The 17,926-nt window shown below is 69.3% G+C and carries 17 protein-coding genes and 1 riboswitch; of the genes, 12 read left to right on the top strand and 5 right to left on the bottom strand.

The features are described 5' to 3' along the window. Positions 1 to 12: 12 nt before the first annotated feature. Positions 13 to 1,647 carry an FGGY-family carbohydrate kinase gene (locus tag CK951_RS16565; protein ID WP_096787374.1) on the top strand — a complete coding sequence of 545 codons (1,635 nt, stop codon included), beginning with the start codon at positions 13 to 15 and terminating at the stop codon, positions 1,645 to 1,647. Positions 1,648 to 1,663: 16 nt separating this feature from the next. Here CK951_RS16565 and CK951_RS16570 read toward each other — a convergent pair whose 3' ends face one another. Further along, positions 1,664 to 2,176: a hypothetical protein gene (locus tag CK951_RS16570; RefSeq protein ID WP_232520769.1), complete on the bottom strand. Its 513-nt coding sequence runs from the start codon at positions 2,174 to 2,176 to the stop codon at positions 1,664 to 1,666. 234 nt (positions 2,177 to 2,410) lie between these two features. Next, a riboswitch (cobalamin riboswitch) is annotated at positions 2,411 to 2,590 on the top strand. A gap of 44 nt (positions 2,591 to 2,634) precedes the next feature. Here CK951_RS16570 and bluB point away from each other — a divergent pair. Continuing rightward, complete coding sequence (gene bluB / locus CK951_RS16575; RefSeq protein ID WP_096787376.1) at positions 2,635 to 3,351, top strand: 5,6-dimethylbenzimidazole synthase; 717 nt, start codon at positions 2,635 to 2,637, stop codon at positions 3,349 to 3,351. A 60-nt stretch (positions 3,352 to 3,411) separates the two neighbouring features. Here the strand turns inward: bluB and CK951_RS16580 are convergent, their stop codons facing one another. Continuing rightward, a complete protein-coding gene (locus CK951_RS16580) occupies positions 3,412 to 4,023 on the bottom strand; it encodes a hypothetical protein (RefSeq protein ID WP_096787377.1) in 612 nt (203 codons plus the stop codon). A 161-nt stretch (positions 4,024 to 4,184) separates the two neighbouring features. Between CK951_RS16580 and CK951_RS16585 the strand changes: the two genes are divergently transcribed. The 6 genes from CK951_RS16585 (at position 4,185) to CK951_RS16610 (ending at position 10,211) form a co-directional block, all read left to right on the top strand. Continuing rightward, positions 4,185 to 4,667 (top strand): Rrf2 family transcriptional regulator, encoded by a 483-nt coding sequence (locus tag CK951_RS16585; protein WP_096787378.1) that lies wholly within the window; start codon positions 4,185 to 4,187, stop codon positions 4,665 to 4,667. Between the two features lie 765 nt (positions 4,668 to 5,432). Continuing rightward, complete coding sequence (locus tag CK951_RS16590) at positions 5,433 to 6,803, top strand: arylsulfotransferase family protein (protein WP_096787379.1); 1,371 nt, start codon at positions 5,433 to 5,435, stop codon at positions 6,801 to 6,803. After that, entirely contained in the window at positions 6,785 to 7,015 is a 231-nt protein-coding gene (locus tag CK951_RS16595) for a hypothetical protein (RefSeq protein WP_232520770.1), read from the top strand. Before CK951_RS16590 ends, CK951_RS16595 begins: the two co-directional genes overlap by 19 nt. Before the next feature lie 15 nt (positions 7,016 to 7,030). Further along, positions 7,031 to 7,402: a hypothetical protein gene (locus tag CK951_RS16600; RefSeq protein WP_157764605.1), complete on the top strand. Its 372-nt coding sequence runs from the start codon at positions 7,031 to 7,033 to the stop codon at positions 7,400 to 7,402. Next, a complete protein-coding gene (locus CK951_RS16605; RefSeq protein WP_157764607.1) occupies positions 7,395 to 8,468 on the top strand; it encodes a sulfotransferase in 1,074 nt (357 codons plus the stop codon). The genes CK951_RS16600 and CK951_RS16605 overlap by 8 nt, the downstream gene beginning before the upstream one ends. A 72-nt stretch (positions 8,469 to 8,540) precedes the next feature. After that, positions 8,541 to 10,211, top strand: a complete 1,671-nt coding sequence (locus CK951_RS16610; RefSeq protein WP_096787383.1) for an FAD-dependent oxidoreductase — start codon at positions 8,541 to 8,543, stop codon at positions 10,209 to 10,211. 36 nt (positions 10,212 to 10,247) lie between these two features. Here CK951_RS16610 and CK951_RS16615 read toward each other — a convergent pair whose 3' ends face one another. Beyond that, on the bottom strand, positions 10,248 to 11,921 hold the full coding sequence (locus CK951_RS16615) for a methyl-accepting chemotaxis protein (RefSeq protein ID WP_096787384.1): 1,674 nt from the start codon (positions 11,919 to 11,921) through the stop codon (positions 10,248 to 10,250). A gap of 412 nt (positions 11,922 to 12,333) precedes the next feature. Between CK951_RS16615 and CK951_RS16620 the strand changes: the two genes are divergently transcribed. The 4 genes from CK951_RS16620 (at position 12,334) to cutA (ending at position 15,481) form a co-directional block, all read left to right on the top strand. Further along, on the top strand, positions 12,334 to 12,615 hold the full coding sequence (locus CK951_RS16620) for a ribbon-helix-helix domain-containing protein (protein ID WP_096787385.1): 282 nt from the start codon (positions 12,334 to 12,336) through the stop codon (positions 12,613 to 12,615). A 347-nt stretch (positions 12,616 to 12,962) separates the two neighbouring features. Then, positions 12,963 to 13,484, top strand: coding sequence for a Twin-arginine translocation pathway signal (locus CK951_RS16625; protein ID WP_096787386.1), 522 nt, complete (start codon positions 12,963 to 12,965; stop codon positions 13,482 to 13,484). Positions 13,485 to 13,495: 11 nt separating this feature from the next. Next, entirely contained in the window at positions 13,496 to 15,067 is a 1,572-nt protein-coding gene (locus tag CK951_RS16630) for a GMC family oxidoreductase (protein ID WP_096787387.1), read from the top strand. A gap of 102 nt (positions 15,068 to 15,169) precedes the next feature. Next, on the top strand, positions 15,170 to 15,481 hold the full coding sequence (gene cutA / locus CK951_RS16635; protein ID WP_096787388.1) for a divalent-cation tolerance protein CutA: 312 nt from the start codon (positions 15,170 to 15,172) through the stop codon (positions 15,479 to 15,481). Between the two features lie 72 nt (positions 15,482 to 15,553). Here the strand turns inward: cutA and CK951_RS16640 are convergent, their stop codons facing one another. Beyond that, positions 15,554 to 16,207, bottom strand: coding sequence for a hypothetical protein (locus CK951_RS16640; RefSeq protein ID WP_096787389.1), 654 nt, complete (start codon positions 16,205 to 16,207; stop codon positions 15,554 to 15,556). Between the two features lie 93 nt (positions 16,208 to 16,300). Then, entirely contained in the window at positions 16,301 to 17,749 is a 1,449-nt protein-coding gene (locus CK951_RS16645) for a DegQ family serine endoprotease (RefSeq protein ID WP_096787390.1), read from the bottom strand. Between the last annotated feature and the right edge of the window lie 177 nt (positions 17,750 to 17,926).

Consider the following 17,926-nt stretch of genomic DNA (forward strand, 5'->3'; position numbering starts at 1 on the left):
CGGAGGTATTCCATGACCCCTGAGACTTCCCGACCGGCCGCCGCAGCGGACCGGGTTCTCCTCGGCATCGACGTCGGCACGGGCAGTGCGCGCGCGGGCCTCTTCGACCTCACGGGCCGGATGGTCGCCTCGGCGAAATGCGACATCGGCCTTTGGCGCGAGGCCGGCCACATCGTCGAGCAGTCCGGCAACGAGATCTGGCGCGCCGTCTGCACCGCCACCCGCGCCGCGCTGGCCGAGGCCGGCCTTGCGCCCGAGGCGGTGGCAGGCGTCGGCTTCGACGCCACCTGCTCGCTGGTGGTCGTGGGTGAAGGCGGGGCGCCCCTGCCCGTCGGTCCCAGCGAGGACGCCGAGCGCAACATCATCGTCTGGATGGATCACCGCGCCGTCGATCAGGCCGAGCGGATCAATGCGATGGGCCATCCGGTGCTGCGCTATGTCGGCGGGCGCATCTCGCCCGAGATGGAGACGCCGAAACTTCTGTGGTTGCGTGAACATCGGCCTGCAATCTTCGATGCGGCATGGCAATTCTTCGACCTGGCCGATTACCTTGGCTGGCGGGCGACGGGGGATCTGGCGCGCTCGACCTGCACCGTTACCTGCAAGTGGACGTATCTTGCGCATGAACGCCGCTGGGATCCGGACTATTTCCGGCAGGTGGGTCTGGGCGTGCTGGCCGACGAGGAGTTCTCGCGCATCGGAGCGCGTGTGGTGGAGCCGGGAACGCCGCTCGGCACCGGGCTCACGCCGCAGGCCGCGGCGGACCTGGGTCTTGTCACCGGCACGCCGGTCGGCGCGGGGCTGATCGACGCCCATGCCGGCGGCATCGGAACGGTGGGCGCCGAGGGCACGCCCGAGCGCGACCTCGCCTATGTCTTCGGCACCTCCTCCTGCACGATGACCACGACGCGCGAGCCGGTGTTCGTTCCCGGCGTCTGGGGCCCCTACCAGTCGGCCATGGTCCCCGGCATGTGGCTGAACGAGGGCGGCCAGTCCGCCGCGGGCGCCGCTATCGAGCAACTGCTGTCGTTCCATCCCGCCGCGGCAGAGGCTGCGCGGGCGGCAAGGGCGGCCGGCCAGCCGTTGCCGGTCTTCCTCGCGACGCAGGCGGCGGAGGGGCTCGAGTCGCTCTCGCATGTCGTCACCCGCGCAGCAGGGCTGCACGTCGTGCCCGAGTTCCTCGGCAACCGCGCGCCCTTCGCGGATCCCCACGCCCGCGCCGTGATCGCGGGCCTCGGGATGGAGCGGGACCTGGAAAGCCTCGTCGCGCTCTACGTGGCGGGGATCTGCGGCATCGCACATGGCCTGCGCCAGATCCTCGAGACGCAGGAGAAGGCAGGCGCCGGCATCGAGCGCATCGCGATCAGCGGCGGGGCGGGACAGCTTGACGTTGTGCGCCAGCTGATCGCCGACGTGACCGGAAAGCCAGTGGTCGCGAGCGCCGAGGCCGAACCGGTGCTGCTCGGCTCGGCGATCCTTGGTGCGGTGGCCGCCGGGCTGGCACCCGACATGAGGGTCGCCATGCAGCGCATGTCGCGGACGGCTCAGGTCTACGAGCCGGTCGGCGGCGAGCTTGCGGCCCTGCACGACCGCCGGCATGCGGCCTTTCTGGCGCTTCAGGCCGCGGCGCGGGCGGCCCGGGACTAGGCTCGCGGGCGGCGCCTCAGCCGCCCATCGCCTCGCCTTCGGGCCAGGGACCGTCGAGCGGCGCGATCCGGTAGACCACGTCCTTGCGCAGGAACGGCCCCGCCGCCTGCACCCGCGAGAAGGCGGGAATCGGGATCAGGCGCAGGCCGCCCTCGGGCATCGGCAGACCCGATCCGAGCAGGCGGTAGATGCCGAGGTCGATCAGGTCCAGTCGCAGCGAATCCTGCCCGGGCAGGAACAGCACGAGATGCAGTTCGCGCTCGGCCGTGGGCGCGATGGTGATCGTCATCCGGTCCATCGGCAGCGTCGCGGGCGCATCGGCGGCCAGACAGACCTGCGCGCGGTAGCGGGCCAGGCCCTCGGCCAGATAGGCGGCCAGCCGGAGGGCCACGGTCTGGGCCGGTGGCACCTCATCCTCGGTCAGCCAATGCGCGGGCGGCGGGGGCACCATCGGATGCGGGGGCTGCGGCCTCCCACCTCCGGGCATCCCGGGCCGGGGGTGCAGGTCTGTCACGGCCTCACTCTGCATCACGAACCCTCGTCACTCTGGCAGCCGGGCGCATGGCGGGATCGCCCGCCCGGACTATAGCCCCTCAGAGATCGCTGTTGCAGGGGGTGGCGCCAAGATCTTCGGGCATTTCGCCGCAGGCGATGCAGGAAGGCGGCAGGCTTTGCCCATCAATTCGGCGCCCGGTCCGCGCGACCGGCCAAGCCGCGGTCAGCCGCGCAACGTCAGCGGATTGCCTTCGCCGGTCCGATCTGATCTGCCTTTCTTCCGCCGGGTGCCGCCGAGAGGCGGAGAATCGGGAAGCCGGTGTAATTCCGGCGCGGGCCCGCCGCTGTGACGGGGATGCCGCAGGCACCATGCCACCGGGCAACCGGGAAGGCGCTTGTGGGCAGGTGAACCGAAGCCAGAAGACCGGCCCGGCGAAGAAGTTCCTGCCGCGTGGACGGCGGCGGGATCGTCATGCGAAAGGCCCGGACATCATGCCGCCCTCTTCTTCCGACCCCACCGCCGGGGTTCAACCCCTTCCCGCCCGCCGCTTCGGCGATGCCGAGCGGCAGGCGCTCTACGACATCATCGCCGAGCGCCGCGACGTGCGCGACGAGTTCCTGCCCGATCCGATCGATCCTGCGATGTTGCGCCGGGTGCTCGAGGCCGCGCATCTCGCGCCCTCGGTCGGCTTCATGCAGCCCTGGAACTTCATCCTGATCCGCGATGCCGAGCGTCGCGCGGCCGTGCACGCGGCCTTCCTGCGCGCCAATGCCGAGGCCGCGGAACTTTTCCCCACCGAAAAGCGCGACACCTACCGGTCGCTGAAGCTGGAGGGGATCCGCAAGGCGCCGCTGAACATCGTCGTCACCTGCGACCGCGACCGCTGCGGCCCGGTGGTGCTGGGCCGGACGCACAACGCCGAGATGGATCTCTATTCCACGGTCTGCGCGGTGCAGAACCTGTGGCTGGCCGCCCGCGCCGAAGGCCTCGGCGTCGGCTGGGTCAGCATCTACCGCGAGGAGGAGTTGCGCAGCCTGCTGAACATCCCCGAGCGGGTGCGCATCGTGGCCTATCTCTGCATCGGCCATGTGGACCGCTTCTACACCGCGCCCGAGCTTGCGCTGAAGGGGTGGCGCCAGCGGCTCGATCTGGACGCGCTGCTGATGGACGAAGGCTGGGACGACGCGAAGGCCGGCAGCCTCGGCTGACGGCCGCGACCGGAGCGGGCGGGCGCCGCCCGCTCCGGTTGGCTGCGCGCTTCCTCCCGGTCACTCCGGCGCGGCCCCGGGCAACCAGCCGCGGCGGAGCAGCGCGACGATCGGGGCGGGCGTGAGAACATCGACCTCCGGCGGCACGGGCGACCTGCGGCGCGTGTAGCCGTCGAAGGACCAGTCGAACAGGCTGTCGTTCCAGACGAGCACCGGCCTGCCTGCGGCTGCGAAGATCGTGCCCTCGGGAAGCTCCCCCGGCCGGGCCGCGAAGGTGATCTTGACCCCGTTCCGGCCGATCCGTGCCTGATGGAGTTGGCGGTCGATGGTCTGCGGCAGCGACCGGCCCGGTTCGGCGTCGCCATGAACGGCACACCAGGCCGCGCAGAAGTCCCGGTAGCGGTCGCGCCGGCACTCGCCGCAGGGACGGTGGCCAGCGGCAAATGCCGTGGCCTCGTCGAGAAAGAACAGCTGTGTGTAGGCCCCGGGCGCCATGACCTGTTGCTTGCGGCCGCGGAAGTCGAGGCGGCAGGTCACCCAGCTCCGGTGGGCGTGGGTGCGCCGGATGCCTCCGGTCGGGTCGTGCAGGATGCCGCGGTTCCCCATGAGGCTGCCGCGAGCGGCCACCGCCTGCAGCCCGCCGAAGGGATCGACCCGGTTCTGCCGATGCATGCCGCCCTCCGCATCCCGCCCTCGCCAGTCAACCGCAGCGGCCCCGGGCGATCAAGACCCGGCGCCGGAGCCGCGTGGTGGTTCGCGCGAAAAGCCAATGCCTGCACGGCGTTCAGGTCGTGCCGCTTGCCTTGAGGGGGATGCGTCTCTAGGCTGGTCCGATGATCACGCAAAAGATGAAATACGCGCTGAAGGCGCTGATGGTGCTGGCCGAGGAGCGAGCCGGCGAGCGCCGCCCCCTGCGGATCGAGGATATCGCTGCAAGATCCGGCACGCCCAAGCGCTTTCTCGAGCACATCCTGCTCGACATCCGCAATGCGGGCTTCATCGCCAGCATGCGGGGCCGGGCGGGCGGCTACATGCTGATCAAGGATCCTGCCAGAATTCCGCTGAGCGATCTGCTGCGCATGATCGACGGACCGATCGCCCCGTTGCCCTGCCTCTCGCGCCGGTCCTACCAGCCCTGCGACGATTGCAAGGACGAGGCTTCGTGCCGGATCCGCAAGCTTTTCGCCGAGGTGTTCTGGTCCTACCTCGTGCTGATCGACTCGCTGACGCTTGCGGATCTGGTCGGCACACCGGCTGCGGCGGAGCAGTTGCTCTCGGCCCCCACTTCCGCCGCTTCCAGCGCCAGCCCCGAGTGAGCGCAGGCTGCCGCTCACGCTAAGCGCCGTCTGCTTGCCGGCTCAGTCGGCGCGCCGTCGATGGCCAGTCCCAGCCCTGCGACACCGGGCGGAACTGGCATGAGCGGGATGCTCCTCCCCGCTTCCGGTTCCCATGGAACCTGAAGAACGGTCGGCAACAGGCTGTATCGCCATCATTAACATGGGGTCCACCCCGCTTCTTCTGCCGTTGTGTGATCCGCTTCTCCTGACCAAGGGCCCGACGTAGACCTTCTCCGTTGCTTGCACCGATTACAGCCGCCGCGGGCATTGCGCCGACCGCGCTGCAGTTCGGAAAGCCCGCCGAGATCCGCGCCCGCCCCAGAACCGAGTTCGTCCGAAAGTTCATCACCTCATGATCGGCGCATGAACGCCTGACCGGGCAAGGCTGAGCCGCGGATGGGAAAAAATCGCGGCGGCCGGGGAACTCCCGGCCGCCGGACGCTGTTGCCCAGCGGTGCCCGCGAAACGGCTGGCACGGGACCACCGCCGCCGGCACGAGCGGACAGGGCCGGGGCGAATTCACCCAGCCCCAGCCTGCGTATTGCCACGCGAACTCTCACAGCGAGAAGATGCCGAGGGCAATGCCTTCCCGTTTCAGGAAAATCACCCCGCCATCCCCTAAAGCTATCTCTGGTTGTTTGACAGCAACCGGAGGTTTTGTTTAGCTTGGACGAAATAATTCTTCTCACACGTGCCACTTGGGGCGAGGCCGAGCCGCTTTCGCCTCGGGACAGGATTTGAGCAATGGATCGAACCGTACCGCTTTGGCTTGTGCTGTTTCTGGTTCTCGTGTGGCTTCTTCTCACGGTGGCATTCGGCTGGGCGGTGAAGGCCACCGTCTACGGCAGCGACAGCGCGGGTGCGGCGGGGCGGGCCGCCGTCGCCATCGCCTCGTTTCCGACGACGACCAAGGATGTGCTGCTCCAACTCGCCAGCCAGGCGCGGGGCGAATATGAGGACGAGGCGCTCGGCCTGCCGCGCGATCCGGGCATCGACACCACCGGTTTCGTGCCCATCGACTCCGGCCCCGATCTCGACATCCCCGGCCTACTGGTCCGCGCCGACCACGACCGGATGGTGCCCGGCCGGCGGCTGATCGCGGGCGCCTTCGAGATCAACGGCGAGATCCGCAACGCGGCGCTCCTGCTCTCGCCCGACCTGAAGGTCGAGCGCAGCTGGATGCTGGACGAGATCGCCGTGGGCGGACAGGAGCCGCGCGAGACCGCGCGCAAGTTCGTCCACGGGGTCGAGATCCTGCGCGACGGCTCGCTGATCTTCACCTTCGACGGCAGCATCTCGCTGCAGCGCTTCGACGCCTGCGGCGGACGGCTCTGGACGACGCCGGGGAACTTCCACCATTCGGTCGCGCAGCACGAGGAGGCGGGCACCGTCTGGACCTTCAGCGACTGGACCGTGCTGGCCGAGGTCTCGGTCGAGGACGGCCGCGTGCTGCGCCAGATCGCGGTCGAGGACATCATCGCACGCAACCCGATGATCGACATCCTCGGGCTTCGGATCTACGACGAGAACGATCCGGATCAGAACCAGCGGAACGTCACGGGCGAGTGGCTTTACGATCCGTTTCACTTCAACGATGCCGAGCCGCTGCCGGCCGCACTGGCCGCGGCCTTCCCGGGCTTCGAGGCCGGCGACCTGCTCATCAGCGCCCGATCGCTCAACCTGGTCTTCGTGCTCGACCCCGACACGCTGCAGATCAAGTGGTGGCGGGTGGGCGCGACGCAGCGCCAGCACGATCCCGACTGGCTGCCGGATGGCACGATCAGCGTGCTGGACAACCGCATGAGCCGCGATGCCAGCGCCATCAAGCGCATCGACCCCGTGACCTATGACGCGACCGTCAAGCTGGACGGGCAGAAGATGAACTTCTTCACCCGCATCCGGGGGAAGCACCAGACGCTGGAGAACGGCGGCACCGTCGTCTCGAGCACCCAGCAGGGCCGCGCCTTTGAAACGGATGCCGAAGGCCACCCCGTCCTCGAGGTTCTCAACCACAAGCCCGGCGACGAGAGCCTGTTCTACGTCATCTCCGAAATGAGGTGGCTGCCCTCCGATTACTTCACAGAGGAATTGATGCCATGCACCGTCTCGCAATGACCGCCGCCGTCCTTCTTACCGCCTCGGTGCTGCCTGCCCATGCCTATATCGGTCCCGGCGTCGGGGCGGGAACCGTCGCGGTCGTGCTCGGCATCCTCGCTTCGGTCGTGATGGCCTTCCTTGCCCTGCTCTGGTATCCGGTCAAGCGCGTGGTGCGAAAGCGCAAGGCCAGCCAGCGGACCGTCACGTCTCAGGATGCGCGGCGGCTCTGACGCGCGGTGCTGCCGGTGAACTGGCTGCTTACCGCGGTGCTCTGCATCGTTCTGGTCGAGGTGGCGCTTCGGCTGCCCTTCCTGCCCCCGCTGCGCCGGTTGCAGCGATCCTCCAGCCGCGCGCTGGGGATCGTCCGGGCGCGGCATGTGTCGGATCACTGGAAGGAGAAGGCGATGGCGATCCATGCGCGCCGCACCTTCCTGTCGTCGGCCAAGATCGGCCTGCTGCTCGCCCTCGTCTTCGGGCTGGCGGCCGGGCTGGTGCTGGCGCTCGACCGGCTGTCCGCGGGGTTCGGCGACTTCCTGATCGGACCGGTCGGCCTGGCCTTCAGCCTGATCGCCGCGACGGCCTATGTCCTGCTGCGGCGGAGGGTCGTCCATGGGTGACTACCGCCTGCTCGACCGGCTGCTGCACCGCGCGGCGCTGCAGGTCGGCCCGATCGCCGAACTGAGCTTCGACCTCGACCAGAGGTCGGCCCGCATCGCCCCCGACGGGGTGGCGCAGGGCCGACACGTCTTCGTCTCGGGCCTCGCCCGTGCCGGGACGACGATCCTGATGCGCCGGATCCATGCGAGCGGCCAGTTCCGCTCGCTGACCTATCGCGACATGCCCTTCGTGCTGGCCCCGAACCTCTGGGGCCGGCTGGCGGGCGGGTCCTCCGCCCCCGGCGAGGCGAAGGAGCGCGCGCATGGCGACCGCATCCGCGTCGATGCCGACAGCCCGGAAAGCCTGGACGAGGTGTTCTGGCGCATCTTCGACGGAAGCTACATCGCCTCCGATCATCTCTCGCCGCACGATCCCGATGACGCGACGCTTGACCGCTATGTCCGCTATGTCGCCGCGATCCTCGCCTCGGGCAGGCGGCAGCGTTACCTGTCGAAGAACAACAACGCCATCCTGCGGCTGCCTGCGCTGCGGCGCGCCTTCCCGAAGGCGGTGATCCTCGTGCCCTTCCGGGACCCGCTGACGCATGCCGCCTCGTTGCAGAGGCAGCATGGCAATTTCCTCGCCCGGCAGGACAGCGACAGGTTCGTGCGCGCCTACATGAGGTGGCTGGGCCACCACGAGTTCGGCCGCGACCACCGCCCTTTCCGCTTCGACGCCGAGGGCGCCACCCGCCTCGCGCCGCACCGCCCCGACGGGATCGGCTACTGGCTCGAGATCTGGCGCCAGACCTATGGCTGGCTGGAGCGGACGGCGCCCGCCGATGCGGTCTTCGTCTGCTACGAGAGCCTCTGCCGCGATCCGGCGGTCTGGGCAGGGCTGGCCGCGCTCTGTGCCATTGATCCGGGACCCACGACCGAAGAGCCGTTCTCGCCGTCGAAGCTCGAACCTGACGATACCGCCCCGCCCGACCTTCTGGCCGAGGCCCGTGCGCTTTACGATCGGCTGGCGGACCGCGCGGCCCGCGCCCTGCCCCCGGTCCGTGACGCCTCCCGCAGCGCGATCTAGGCCCCCGTTTCGCGGCGAAACCGGGCACCGGCATCCGCATCCCGGGCACTGGCGGCTTCCGGCCGATCGCCTATGCTGCCCGCATCAAGCGGGAGAATCGTCGTGAGTGCACGGATCGTGGTTCTGGGCGGGGGTTTCGGCGGGATGTATGCCGCGCGGGCGCTGAAGCGCCGGCTGGGAAGCAGGGCCGAGATCGAGCTGGTCAATGCCGAGAACTACTTCGTCTTCCAGCCGCTGCTGCCCGAGGTTGGCGCCGGATCGATCACGCCCGCCCATGCGGTCTCGCCGCTTCGCTTCCTTCTGCGCGACGTCTTCGTGCGCAAGGCGGTGGTGGACAGCGTCGATCTGGAGCGCAAGACCGTCACCGTCTTTCAGGGCATCCAGCGCCGCCCGACCGAGGTGCCCTATGACCATCTGGTGATCGCGCTGGGGCAGACGGTGGACCTGTCGCGCATGCCGGGCCTCGTCGAGCATGCGCTGACCATGCGCACGCTGGAAGATGCCCGCCGCCTGCGCGCCCATGTGATCGAGCAGCTGGAACATGCCCAGATCACCCGCCTGCCCGAGGTCAAGCGCGGCGCCCTGACCTTCTGCGTGGTGGGCGGCGGCTTCTCGGGGATCGAGACGGTGGGCGAGATGAAGGACCTCATCGACCGCTCGCTGAAGTTCTATCCCGACATCGACCCCTCCGAGGTGCGGGTGATGGTGATCGAGTTCGCACAGCGCATCCTGGGCGAGATGTCGGAGAACCTTGCCGACTATGCCACGCGGGTCCTGCGCGACCGGGGGATCGAGGTGAAGCTCGGGACGGGCGTCGCCAGTGCTACGGGAACGCAGCTCGTCACCACCACGGGCGAGATCATCGACACCCGCACCATCGTCGCCACCATCGGCAATGCACCTTCCCCGGTGGTGCGGCGCATGGGGCTGCCCTTCGACCGTGGGCGGATCGCGGTCGAGCGGACACTCGCGGTGAAGGGCCACGCGAATGTCTGGGCACTTGGCGACTGCGCGCTGATCGCGCTGAAGGATGCGCCGGAGGGGCCGCGCGATTTTGCCCCGCCCACAGCGCAGTTCGCGGTGCGCGAAGCGCAGCTGCTGGCCGAGAACATCGCCGCCACGGTGGAAGGTCGCGCCCCCAAGCCCTTCGACTACCGCTCGAAGGGGGCGCTTGCCTCGCTTGGCGCACGCAAGGGCGTGGCGCAGGTGATGGGGCTGGAGCTGAAGGGCTTTCCGGCATGGCTGCTGTGGCGGTTCTACTACCTCGCCTTCCTGCCCGGCCTGACGACGCGGATCTTCGTGCTGATCAACTGGTTCATGGACGGGATCAGCCCCCGCAGCGTCGTGCAGCTTCGCACGCAGGCGCCGCCGGCGCTGCGTTACCTGCGCTATCGCGCGGGGGACGTGATCTACGAGGTCGGCAACCGCTCGGACGGCTTCTATACCGTGGTGACCGGCGCGGTCGAGATGACGCGGACCGACCCCGAGACCGGCCAGACCCAGACCCGGATCATCGGCCCGGGCGATCATTTCGGCGAGCGGATGATCCTTGGCGCGACGCGCCGCAAGACCGCGGTCCGCGCCGTCGAGGATACCAAGGTGCTGGTGATGGACCGCGAGGAGTTCCTAAAGCTCGCCGAAAGCTTCTCGGCCTTCCGGGACTATTTCGCGCCCTACATGGCGCGGCATGGGGTCAGCTGGCCGCCGGAGGCCGGGACCGACGATCCTGCCGGCGGCAGATGAGCGCCCGACCGCCGTTCCGCGGTCGGGCGCCCGCCGTCATTTCTGCCACTGGCTCAGGTTGCGCTGGAACGCGCGGTCCAGATCGTCCTCGGCGCCGTCGAGGCTGAATTCGAACCCTCCGCCGGCAGGCTTGCGCGGTGCCTCCGTCGCCACCGTCACGGGCCGGCTGGCCCGCACGACCTGCAGATTCGGCGTGGCGGCCACGGTCGCGGCCGGGCGGTCGTCGATGCGGAAGAAGGCGACGGTGCTTTCCAGCTGCCCGGCGTGGGTCGAAAGATCGGTGGCGCCGTCCGCAAGCTCCTGCGAGGCGGAGCTGTTCTGCTGGGTGACCTTGTCGAGCTGCTGGATGGCCGTGGCCACCTGCTGCGCACCCGCCGCCAGTTCCCGCGAGGCGACCGAGATGTCCGTCACCAGCTGCGACGTCTTCTCGATGGTCGGCACGAGGTTGCCCAGCATCTCGCCCGCGCCCATCGCGGCGCGCATCGTGCCGGCAGAGAGCGACGAGATCTCGGCGGCGGCCGTCTGGCTGCGCTCGGCAAGCTTGCGCACCTCCGAGGCCACGACCGCGAAGCCGCGGCCATGCTCGCCCGCCCGCGCGGCCTCGACCGCCGCGTTCAGCGCCAGAAGGTCGGTCTGCCGCGCGATCTCCTGCACGACCATGATGCGGTCGGCGATGGCGCGCATGGCGTCGACCGCCTCGCCCACCGCCTGCCCCGAGGCGCGGGCGTCATGCGCGGCCCGGGTCGCCATCTGCTCGGTCTGGGCCGCGTTGTCGGCGGCCTGCTTGATGTTGGCCGCCATCTGCTCGACCGAGGCCGAGGCTTCCTCGGTCGCCGAGGCCTGCTCGTTGGCGCCCTGCGACAGCTGCTCGGAGGTGGCGGCCATCTCGGCGCTGCCCGAGGCGACCTGACGCGCCACGGTGGTCACCCCGCCCACGATCTCGCGCAGCTTCAGCACCATCGCATTGTTCGAGGCGAGAAGGGCCGCGATCTCGTCCCGGCCGCGGGCGTCGGCGGTGCCCGACAGGTCGCCCTGCGCCACCCGCTGCGACAGTTCGAGCGCGCGGCGAAGGCCCCGGCCGATGGTCACGGTGATCCAGATCGCCGCCACCGCGCCCACGACGCCCGCGAGCAGGAACGTGACCACGAGGATCGTGACCGCCTTGCGCGCGTCCGCGACGGCCTGCGACTTCAGCATGTCGAGATGGCCCAGCTGGCGGGTGACGAAGGTGCCGACGAGACCCTCGCGCTCCTTCTGCATGGCCAGATAGTCCGGTGCGAGGAGCAACCGGCGGACGCCGTCGAGATCGTTCTTCCGCGAGTTTTCGATCGCCTGATCGTTGATGGCCGAGATCTTCTCGCGCAGCGCGACATAGGCGTCGAGGATGCGGCGATCCTCGGCATCGAGCGCGCCCGCGAACAGCAGGTCAAGCGCCTCCTTCTGCTCGCGGCGGGCATCCCCCATCTCGTCCTCGATGCGCAGCATCGCCTGCGCATCGACGTTGATCACGTGATCGCGGATTGCCGCCTTCAGCTTCAGCTGCGCCGCCTGCAGCCTTTCGGCGTTGATCACCTGCCGCACCTCGCCCTCGACAATCTCCGTCATATGCCGGTTCACGATGCCGAAGCCGCGGATCGCCGATACGGCCGCGATCCCGGACAGGAGAAGGACAGCAAGGAAGGCGCAGGCGAGCTTTAGCTTGATGGACATGCGGAACCTCTGAAGCGGATGCAAAAATGATCACCTCAGGAAATGGCAAATCGATGGCGCTTCAGTCGACTGGCCTGTGGTATGGTCGCAGGACGCAGGTGGCACACGGCTCTGTCCGCCGGATCCACGCACATCCCTTCGAGCGTCTGACCCATACGGACGGACGGGAGCCTTTCCCGGGGAGAGGCGAAAGCATTTTCCACCGCCACGGTCCTCATGCCGCGCGGGAGAGGGCCGGACGGTCCCGCTCTCCACGCCGCATCGCGGCGCGCGGCGCGACGGGAACCCCTGCCCTCGCGCGGCTCCGCCTGCCGGTGCGGGATCAGGTAATGGCGCCTGATCCTAATTGGCAGTTTGCGAAATCGCAAAGCCGCGTCAGATTGTCCTTCATGACCGTTCGGAGACCAGACCAATGTGCCAGATCTTCGCCCGCCAGGATCCAGCAGGATATCGCCCCATCACCCGCCGCCTGAGGCTCAACGGACAGAGCACGAGCATCCGCCTCGAGCGTCTGTTCTGGGAGATCCTCGACGGCATCGCACGATCCGAAGGGCTTTCGACGCCGGCCTTCGTCTCGAAGCTGCATTCGGAAGTGCTGATCGCCGCAGGCGAGGCGCACAACTTCACCTCGCTGCTGCGCTGCACCTGCCTGATCGAACTTCATCGCCAGCGCAGCGCCTTCGCTGCGGAATGATGCGCCGGTAGTAGAGAATTACTACCCCGCCCCCGCCGCCCTCTGCGAACCTGAGATGGTGGCGCGAGGGGAGGCGGGCCGCAGGGATCCCGTCCGGGGGCATGGCGCCCGGCGACTGGTTCCGGCCATCTTCCCGAACGCCCGGGCGTGCGCGCCAGAGCCTTGCGACCGCAGCAGGAGGAGGCTGCCGTGGCGGGGCCGCAAGCGCCCTTGCCGGAAGGGTCGGAAGATCGCGGACAACTGCGACTCACCCTCACCGGCCGTTCCTGCGCGGCACGATCGCGCGGGCCCCCGCCCCGACCGCGGATCATCCGCGGCGGCGGCACTGACGAAGGGAGGAGACCAGAATGACATTGACGAACCGCAGCACGCTCACCCGGCGTGAGCTGCTGTCCCGCAGCATGGCGGCGGGCGCGACCTTCGCGATCGGCACGGGCTTCGTGGCAGCGCGCGATGCGGCCTGGGCACTGGAGGTGAACCAGCTGAAGCCCGGCACCATGGCCACGCTGATCCAGATGGCGCGGGACATCTATCCCCACGACCGCCTGGCCGACGAGTTCTACGCCGTGGCCGTGAAGGGCTATGACGTGCCCGAGAGCGCGCCCATGATCGAGGAAGGCATCGCCGGCCTTGACGCCGCCGCGCGCGGCAGGGGCTTTCCCAGCTATCTCGAGACCGGATGGGAGCGTGACCGCGTCGACCTGCTGCGCGGCATGCAGGACGGAGAGTTCTTCCAGACGATCCGCGGCGGCCTCGTGACCGGCCTCTACAACCAGAAGGCCATCTGGCCCCTGTTCGGCTACGAGGGCGAAAGCTTCAGCCACGGCGGCTACATCGAGCGCGGCTTCAACGACATCAGCTGGATCTGAGGGAGACGACGATGCCTGCACCCTACGATCTGAACGACGACACGGTGGTCGTCATCATCGGCACCGGCTCGGGCGGTGGCGTGCTTGCCAACGAGCTGGCGCAGCGCGGCGTCAGTGTCGTCTCGCTGGAAGCCGGCGGCCGCTACCTGCCGGAAGACTACATCAACGACGAATGGGAGAGCTTCGGCCAGCTGGCCTGGGTCGATCCGCGCACCACCTCGGGCGACTGGCGGGTGGCGAAGGATTTTTCCGGCCTGCCCGCCTGGATCGTGAAGGCGGTAGGCGGCACCTCGATCCACTGGGCGGGGGCCTCGCTGCGCTTCCAGGAGCACGAGTTCAAGGCGCTCTCGACCTACGGTCCGGTGGCGGGGGCGAACCTGCTCGACTGGCCCATCGACCTGGCCGAGTTGGAACCCTGGTATGACAAGGCCGAGGCCAAGCTGGGCGTGACCCGCACCGGCGACCGCGCGGGATTGCCGGGCAACAACAACTTCAAGGTGTTCGAGGCCGGCGCCCGCAAGATCGGCTATTCGGAGGTGCACACCGGCCGGATGGCGATCAACAGCGCCGAAGGCGACGGGCGCCACCAGTGCATGCAGACCGGCTTCTGCTTCCAGGGCTGCAAGTGGGGCGCGAAATGGTCGGCGGCCTATACGGACATCCCGCGCGGCGAGGCGACCGGCCTGCTGGAGGTGCGCGACCACTCCCACGCCCTGAAGATCGAGCATGACGCTGGCGGCCGCGTGACCGGGGTCACCTACATCGACCGCGAGGGCAACAGCAGGACACAGAAGGCCCGCATCGTCTGCGTGGCGGGCAACTCGATCGAAAGCCCGCGGCTCCTGCTCAATTCGGCCTCGGACGCCTATCCGCAGGGTCTTGCGAACTCCTCGGGTCAAGTCGGGCGCAACTACATGCGCCACGTCACCGGATCGGTCTACGGCATCTTCGACAAGCCGGTGAAGATGTGGCGCGGCACGACGATGGCAGGCATCATGCAGGACGAGGCCCGGCACGACCCCTCGCGCGGCTTCGTGGGCGGCTACGAGCTCGAGACGCTGTCGCTCGGCCTGCCGTTCATGGCGGCCTTCCTCGACCCCGGGGCATGGGGGCGCGAGTTCACCACGGCGCTCGATGCCTACGAGAACATGGCGGGCCTGTGGATCGTGGGCGAGGACATGCCGCAGGAGACGAACCGGATCACGCTGAACCCGGGCGTCAGGGACAAGTTCGGGCAGCCGGCGCCGGATGTCCATTTCTCCGACCACCCGAACGACATCGCCATGCGGAGGCATGCCTACCGGCAGGGCACCGCGATCTACGAGGCGATGGGCGCCACGCGAACCCTGCCCACCCCGCCCTATCCCTCGACGCACAACCTCGGCACCAACCGCATGTCCGAGGATCCCCGGCTGGGCGTCGTGAACCGCTGGGGACAGAGCCACGACATCGAGAACCTGTTCATCTCGGACGGCAGCCAGTTCACCACGGGCGCGGCCGAGAACCCGACCCTGACCATCGTGGCACTTGCGATCCGCCAGGCCGACCATATCGCCAGCGAGATCGCGAAGGGCGTCCTCTGACGCCCCTGCCGGGCGGCGGCCTCCCCCCGCCGCCCGGCAAGCCGCTTGACCGGGACCCGCGCGCCGTTCCAGCCTGCGGCAGGCAGGCGGAGGGAGCGCGGCATGGCCATCGGCATCTACACCACCGTTGCCAGCGACGAGGATGCCCGGGCGTTGGCGCGCGCGGCGCTGGACCGGCGCCTGTGCGCCTGCGTGCATCTCGAACCGATCGAGAGCCTCTATCGCTGGAAAGGCGAGCTTTGCGAGGATCGCGAGGTGCGGATCCTGTTCAAGACCATCGAGAGCCGCCGCGCGGCGCTGGAAGCGCTGATCGCCGGAAGCCACGGTTACGAGACGCCGGCGATCTGGACGGTCCGCTTCGACGCGGTCGATCCCGCCTATGCCGCCTGGATCGAGAGCGAAGCCGGCGGGTGAGCGGCCCGTCGCCGCCCGCCGGCCCCCTGCGAGGGCCGCCCGCCTGAAAGGCGGCCTTCGCGTCCGGATGCGCTACATCCCCCTCGCCTGCGCAAGGGCATCCATGCAGGCGGCCTCGTCGCCGGCGGCAAGGGCGGCACGGGCCTGCTGCAGCGCCTCTTCCCGCGTTGCGGGGCTGCCGCCTGCACCCTCTGCCTGCTCTGCGGCCGTCGGCTCGCCGGCCTGCTGTGCAGCGGCGTCGGCGCCGGACATCGCCCGGGCCGAGGCATCGCCGCCCTCGCCGGACGGTTGCTCCAGCGGCGCAAGCGTCCCATCCTTGGCCACGGCTTCGCCGGATCCACCCGCCGCGCCTGCGGCACTGGCGTCGCCTGCGTTACCCGCCGTCTCCGTTCCAGTCGTCGTGGCACCGCCGGCCGCCGATCCCGCCCCGCTTGCCGCCGTTCCGCTGCCGGCCGCTGCCGCCTCGCCGCCAGTGCCCGCGGCACTGCCGCTTGCCGGCTGTTCAAGCGGCGCCAGCGAGCCGTCCTTGGCGATGGCCTCCCCGCCCCCGGCAGCGCCCGACGCTTCCGCCGAAGCCGCCCCCTCGGGGGTCAGGCTGGGCACCGCGCCCGTCGTCGAACTTCCGTCCTCGGCGCTCAGGGCGGCAAGCTCGCTGGCGCAATCGGCACTTGCAGCCGTCGCCCCGATCAGCACGATCGCGCAGGTCGTCATCATCAGGCGTTTCATGGGGTCCTCCTCCTTGGTTGGCAAGGCTCTTGAACCGCCGGGAAGACCTCATGTTCCGGCCGGGGCCGCACCCCTCGGCGCGGCCCCGCCGTCTCAGGACGAGGCGAGTTCGGCCCCGACATAGACCGGGCTGCCCTGACGCAGGACCTTCAGCAGCAGCACCCCCTTGCCGCGCGACTCAGAGACCGCGGCGGCAAGATCGCGCGGCGAGGCGACGGGCCGCCCCGCGGCCTCCTCGATCACGTCGCCGGGCATCAGCCGGTCGGCATTCGGACCCGACGGATCGACGGAGGTGATGACCACGCCCTCGAGATCCGGAGACAGCCCGAGCTGCCGCGCCAGCGCCGGTGCCAGCGGCTCGATCCCGACGCCGAGCGGCGCGCCCAGACCCTCGGGCGTGGCTGCCGCCATCTGCATGCGATCGGGCGAAAGCTCGCCGATCGTCACGGTCACCTCGCGCTCGCGGCCGTCGCGCTCGATCGTCAATTCGGCCCGCTCGCCATTGGGGATGGCCGCGATCAGCCGCGGCAGCGAGTCGTGCCGGCCCACCTCGCGCCCGTTCACGGCGGAGATGACGTCGCCACTCCGGATGCCGGCCTCGGCCGCGGGGCTGTCCTGCTGGACCTCGGCCACCAGCGCCCCCTCGCGCCCCTCGATCCCGAGCGCGCGGGCAATGTCCGGCGTCATCGGCTGGATCGTCACGCCCAGCCAGCCGCGGGAGACAGTCCCCTTCTCCTGCAGCTGCGCCACCACCTCGCGCACGGTATCGGCGGGGATCGAGAAGCCGATGCCGACCGAGCCGCCCGAGGGCGAGAAGATCGCCGTGTTCATGCCGACGACCTTGCCCGAGGTGTCGAACAGCGGCCCGCCCGAGTTGCCCTGGTTGATCGCGGCATCGGTCTGGATGTAGTCGTCATAGGGGCCGGAGTTGATGTTGCGGCCCATGGCCGAGACGATCCCCGAGGTGACGGTGCCACCCAGCCCGAAGGGGTTGCCGACCGCCACCACCGCATCGCCGACGCGCAGCTTCTCGCTGTCGCCGAACTCCACGAAGGGCAGGTCGCGCGCGTCCTTCAGCCGGATCACCGCGATGTCGGTCATCGGGTCCGTGCCGACGATCTCGGCCCTGAATTCGCGGCCGTCCTGAAGCTTCACGTTCATCTCGGTGGCGTTCTCGACCACGTGGTTGTTGGTCACCACGATCCCGTCCTCCGAGATCAGGAACCCCGAGCCCAGCCCGTGCATCACGCGCTCTTCCTGCGGCCCGTCCGGAATGCGGAACTGCGGGTTCATCTCGCCGAAGCGGCGCAGGAACTCCTCCATCGGGCCGCCGGCGGGCCCCGAGGCCTCCTTCGACTGCGAGGTAACCTCGATGAAGACGACGGCGGGCGAGATCCGGGCGACGAGGTCCGCATAGCCCTGCATTGGAACCTCGGCATGGGCGGGAGCCGGCGGCAGGGTGGTGCCCGCGACGCCCGCGGCCAGAAGCGTGGTGGCGAGCAGGACGGACCTCAGCGAGGTCCGCAGGGTAGGCATGGGCATGGAACATCTCCTGTAGGTTCGCGACATGGATGCGGTCCCGGGCGCATCGGTGGCGCCGGAGCCTTGGCGCCAAGATGGGTGGCAAGCTTGCAGGGCCGCTTACCGCTGCATTACCATTCGGTAATCTCGCGCGGTCGTGATGCGGGAGCCGCGCCGGGCGCACCTTACCGAACCGTG

Source organism: Rhodobacter sp. CZR27, from assembly GCF_002407205.1.
Taxonomy (GTDB): domain Bacteria; phylum Pseudomonadota; class Alphaproteobacteria; order Rhodobacterales; family Rhodobacteraceae; genus Cereibacter_A.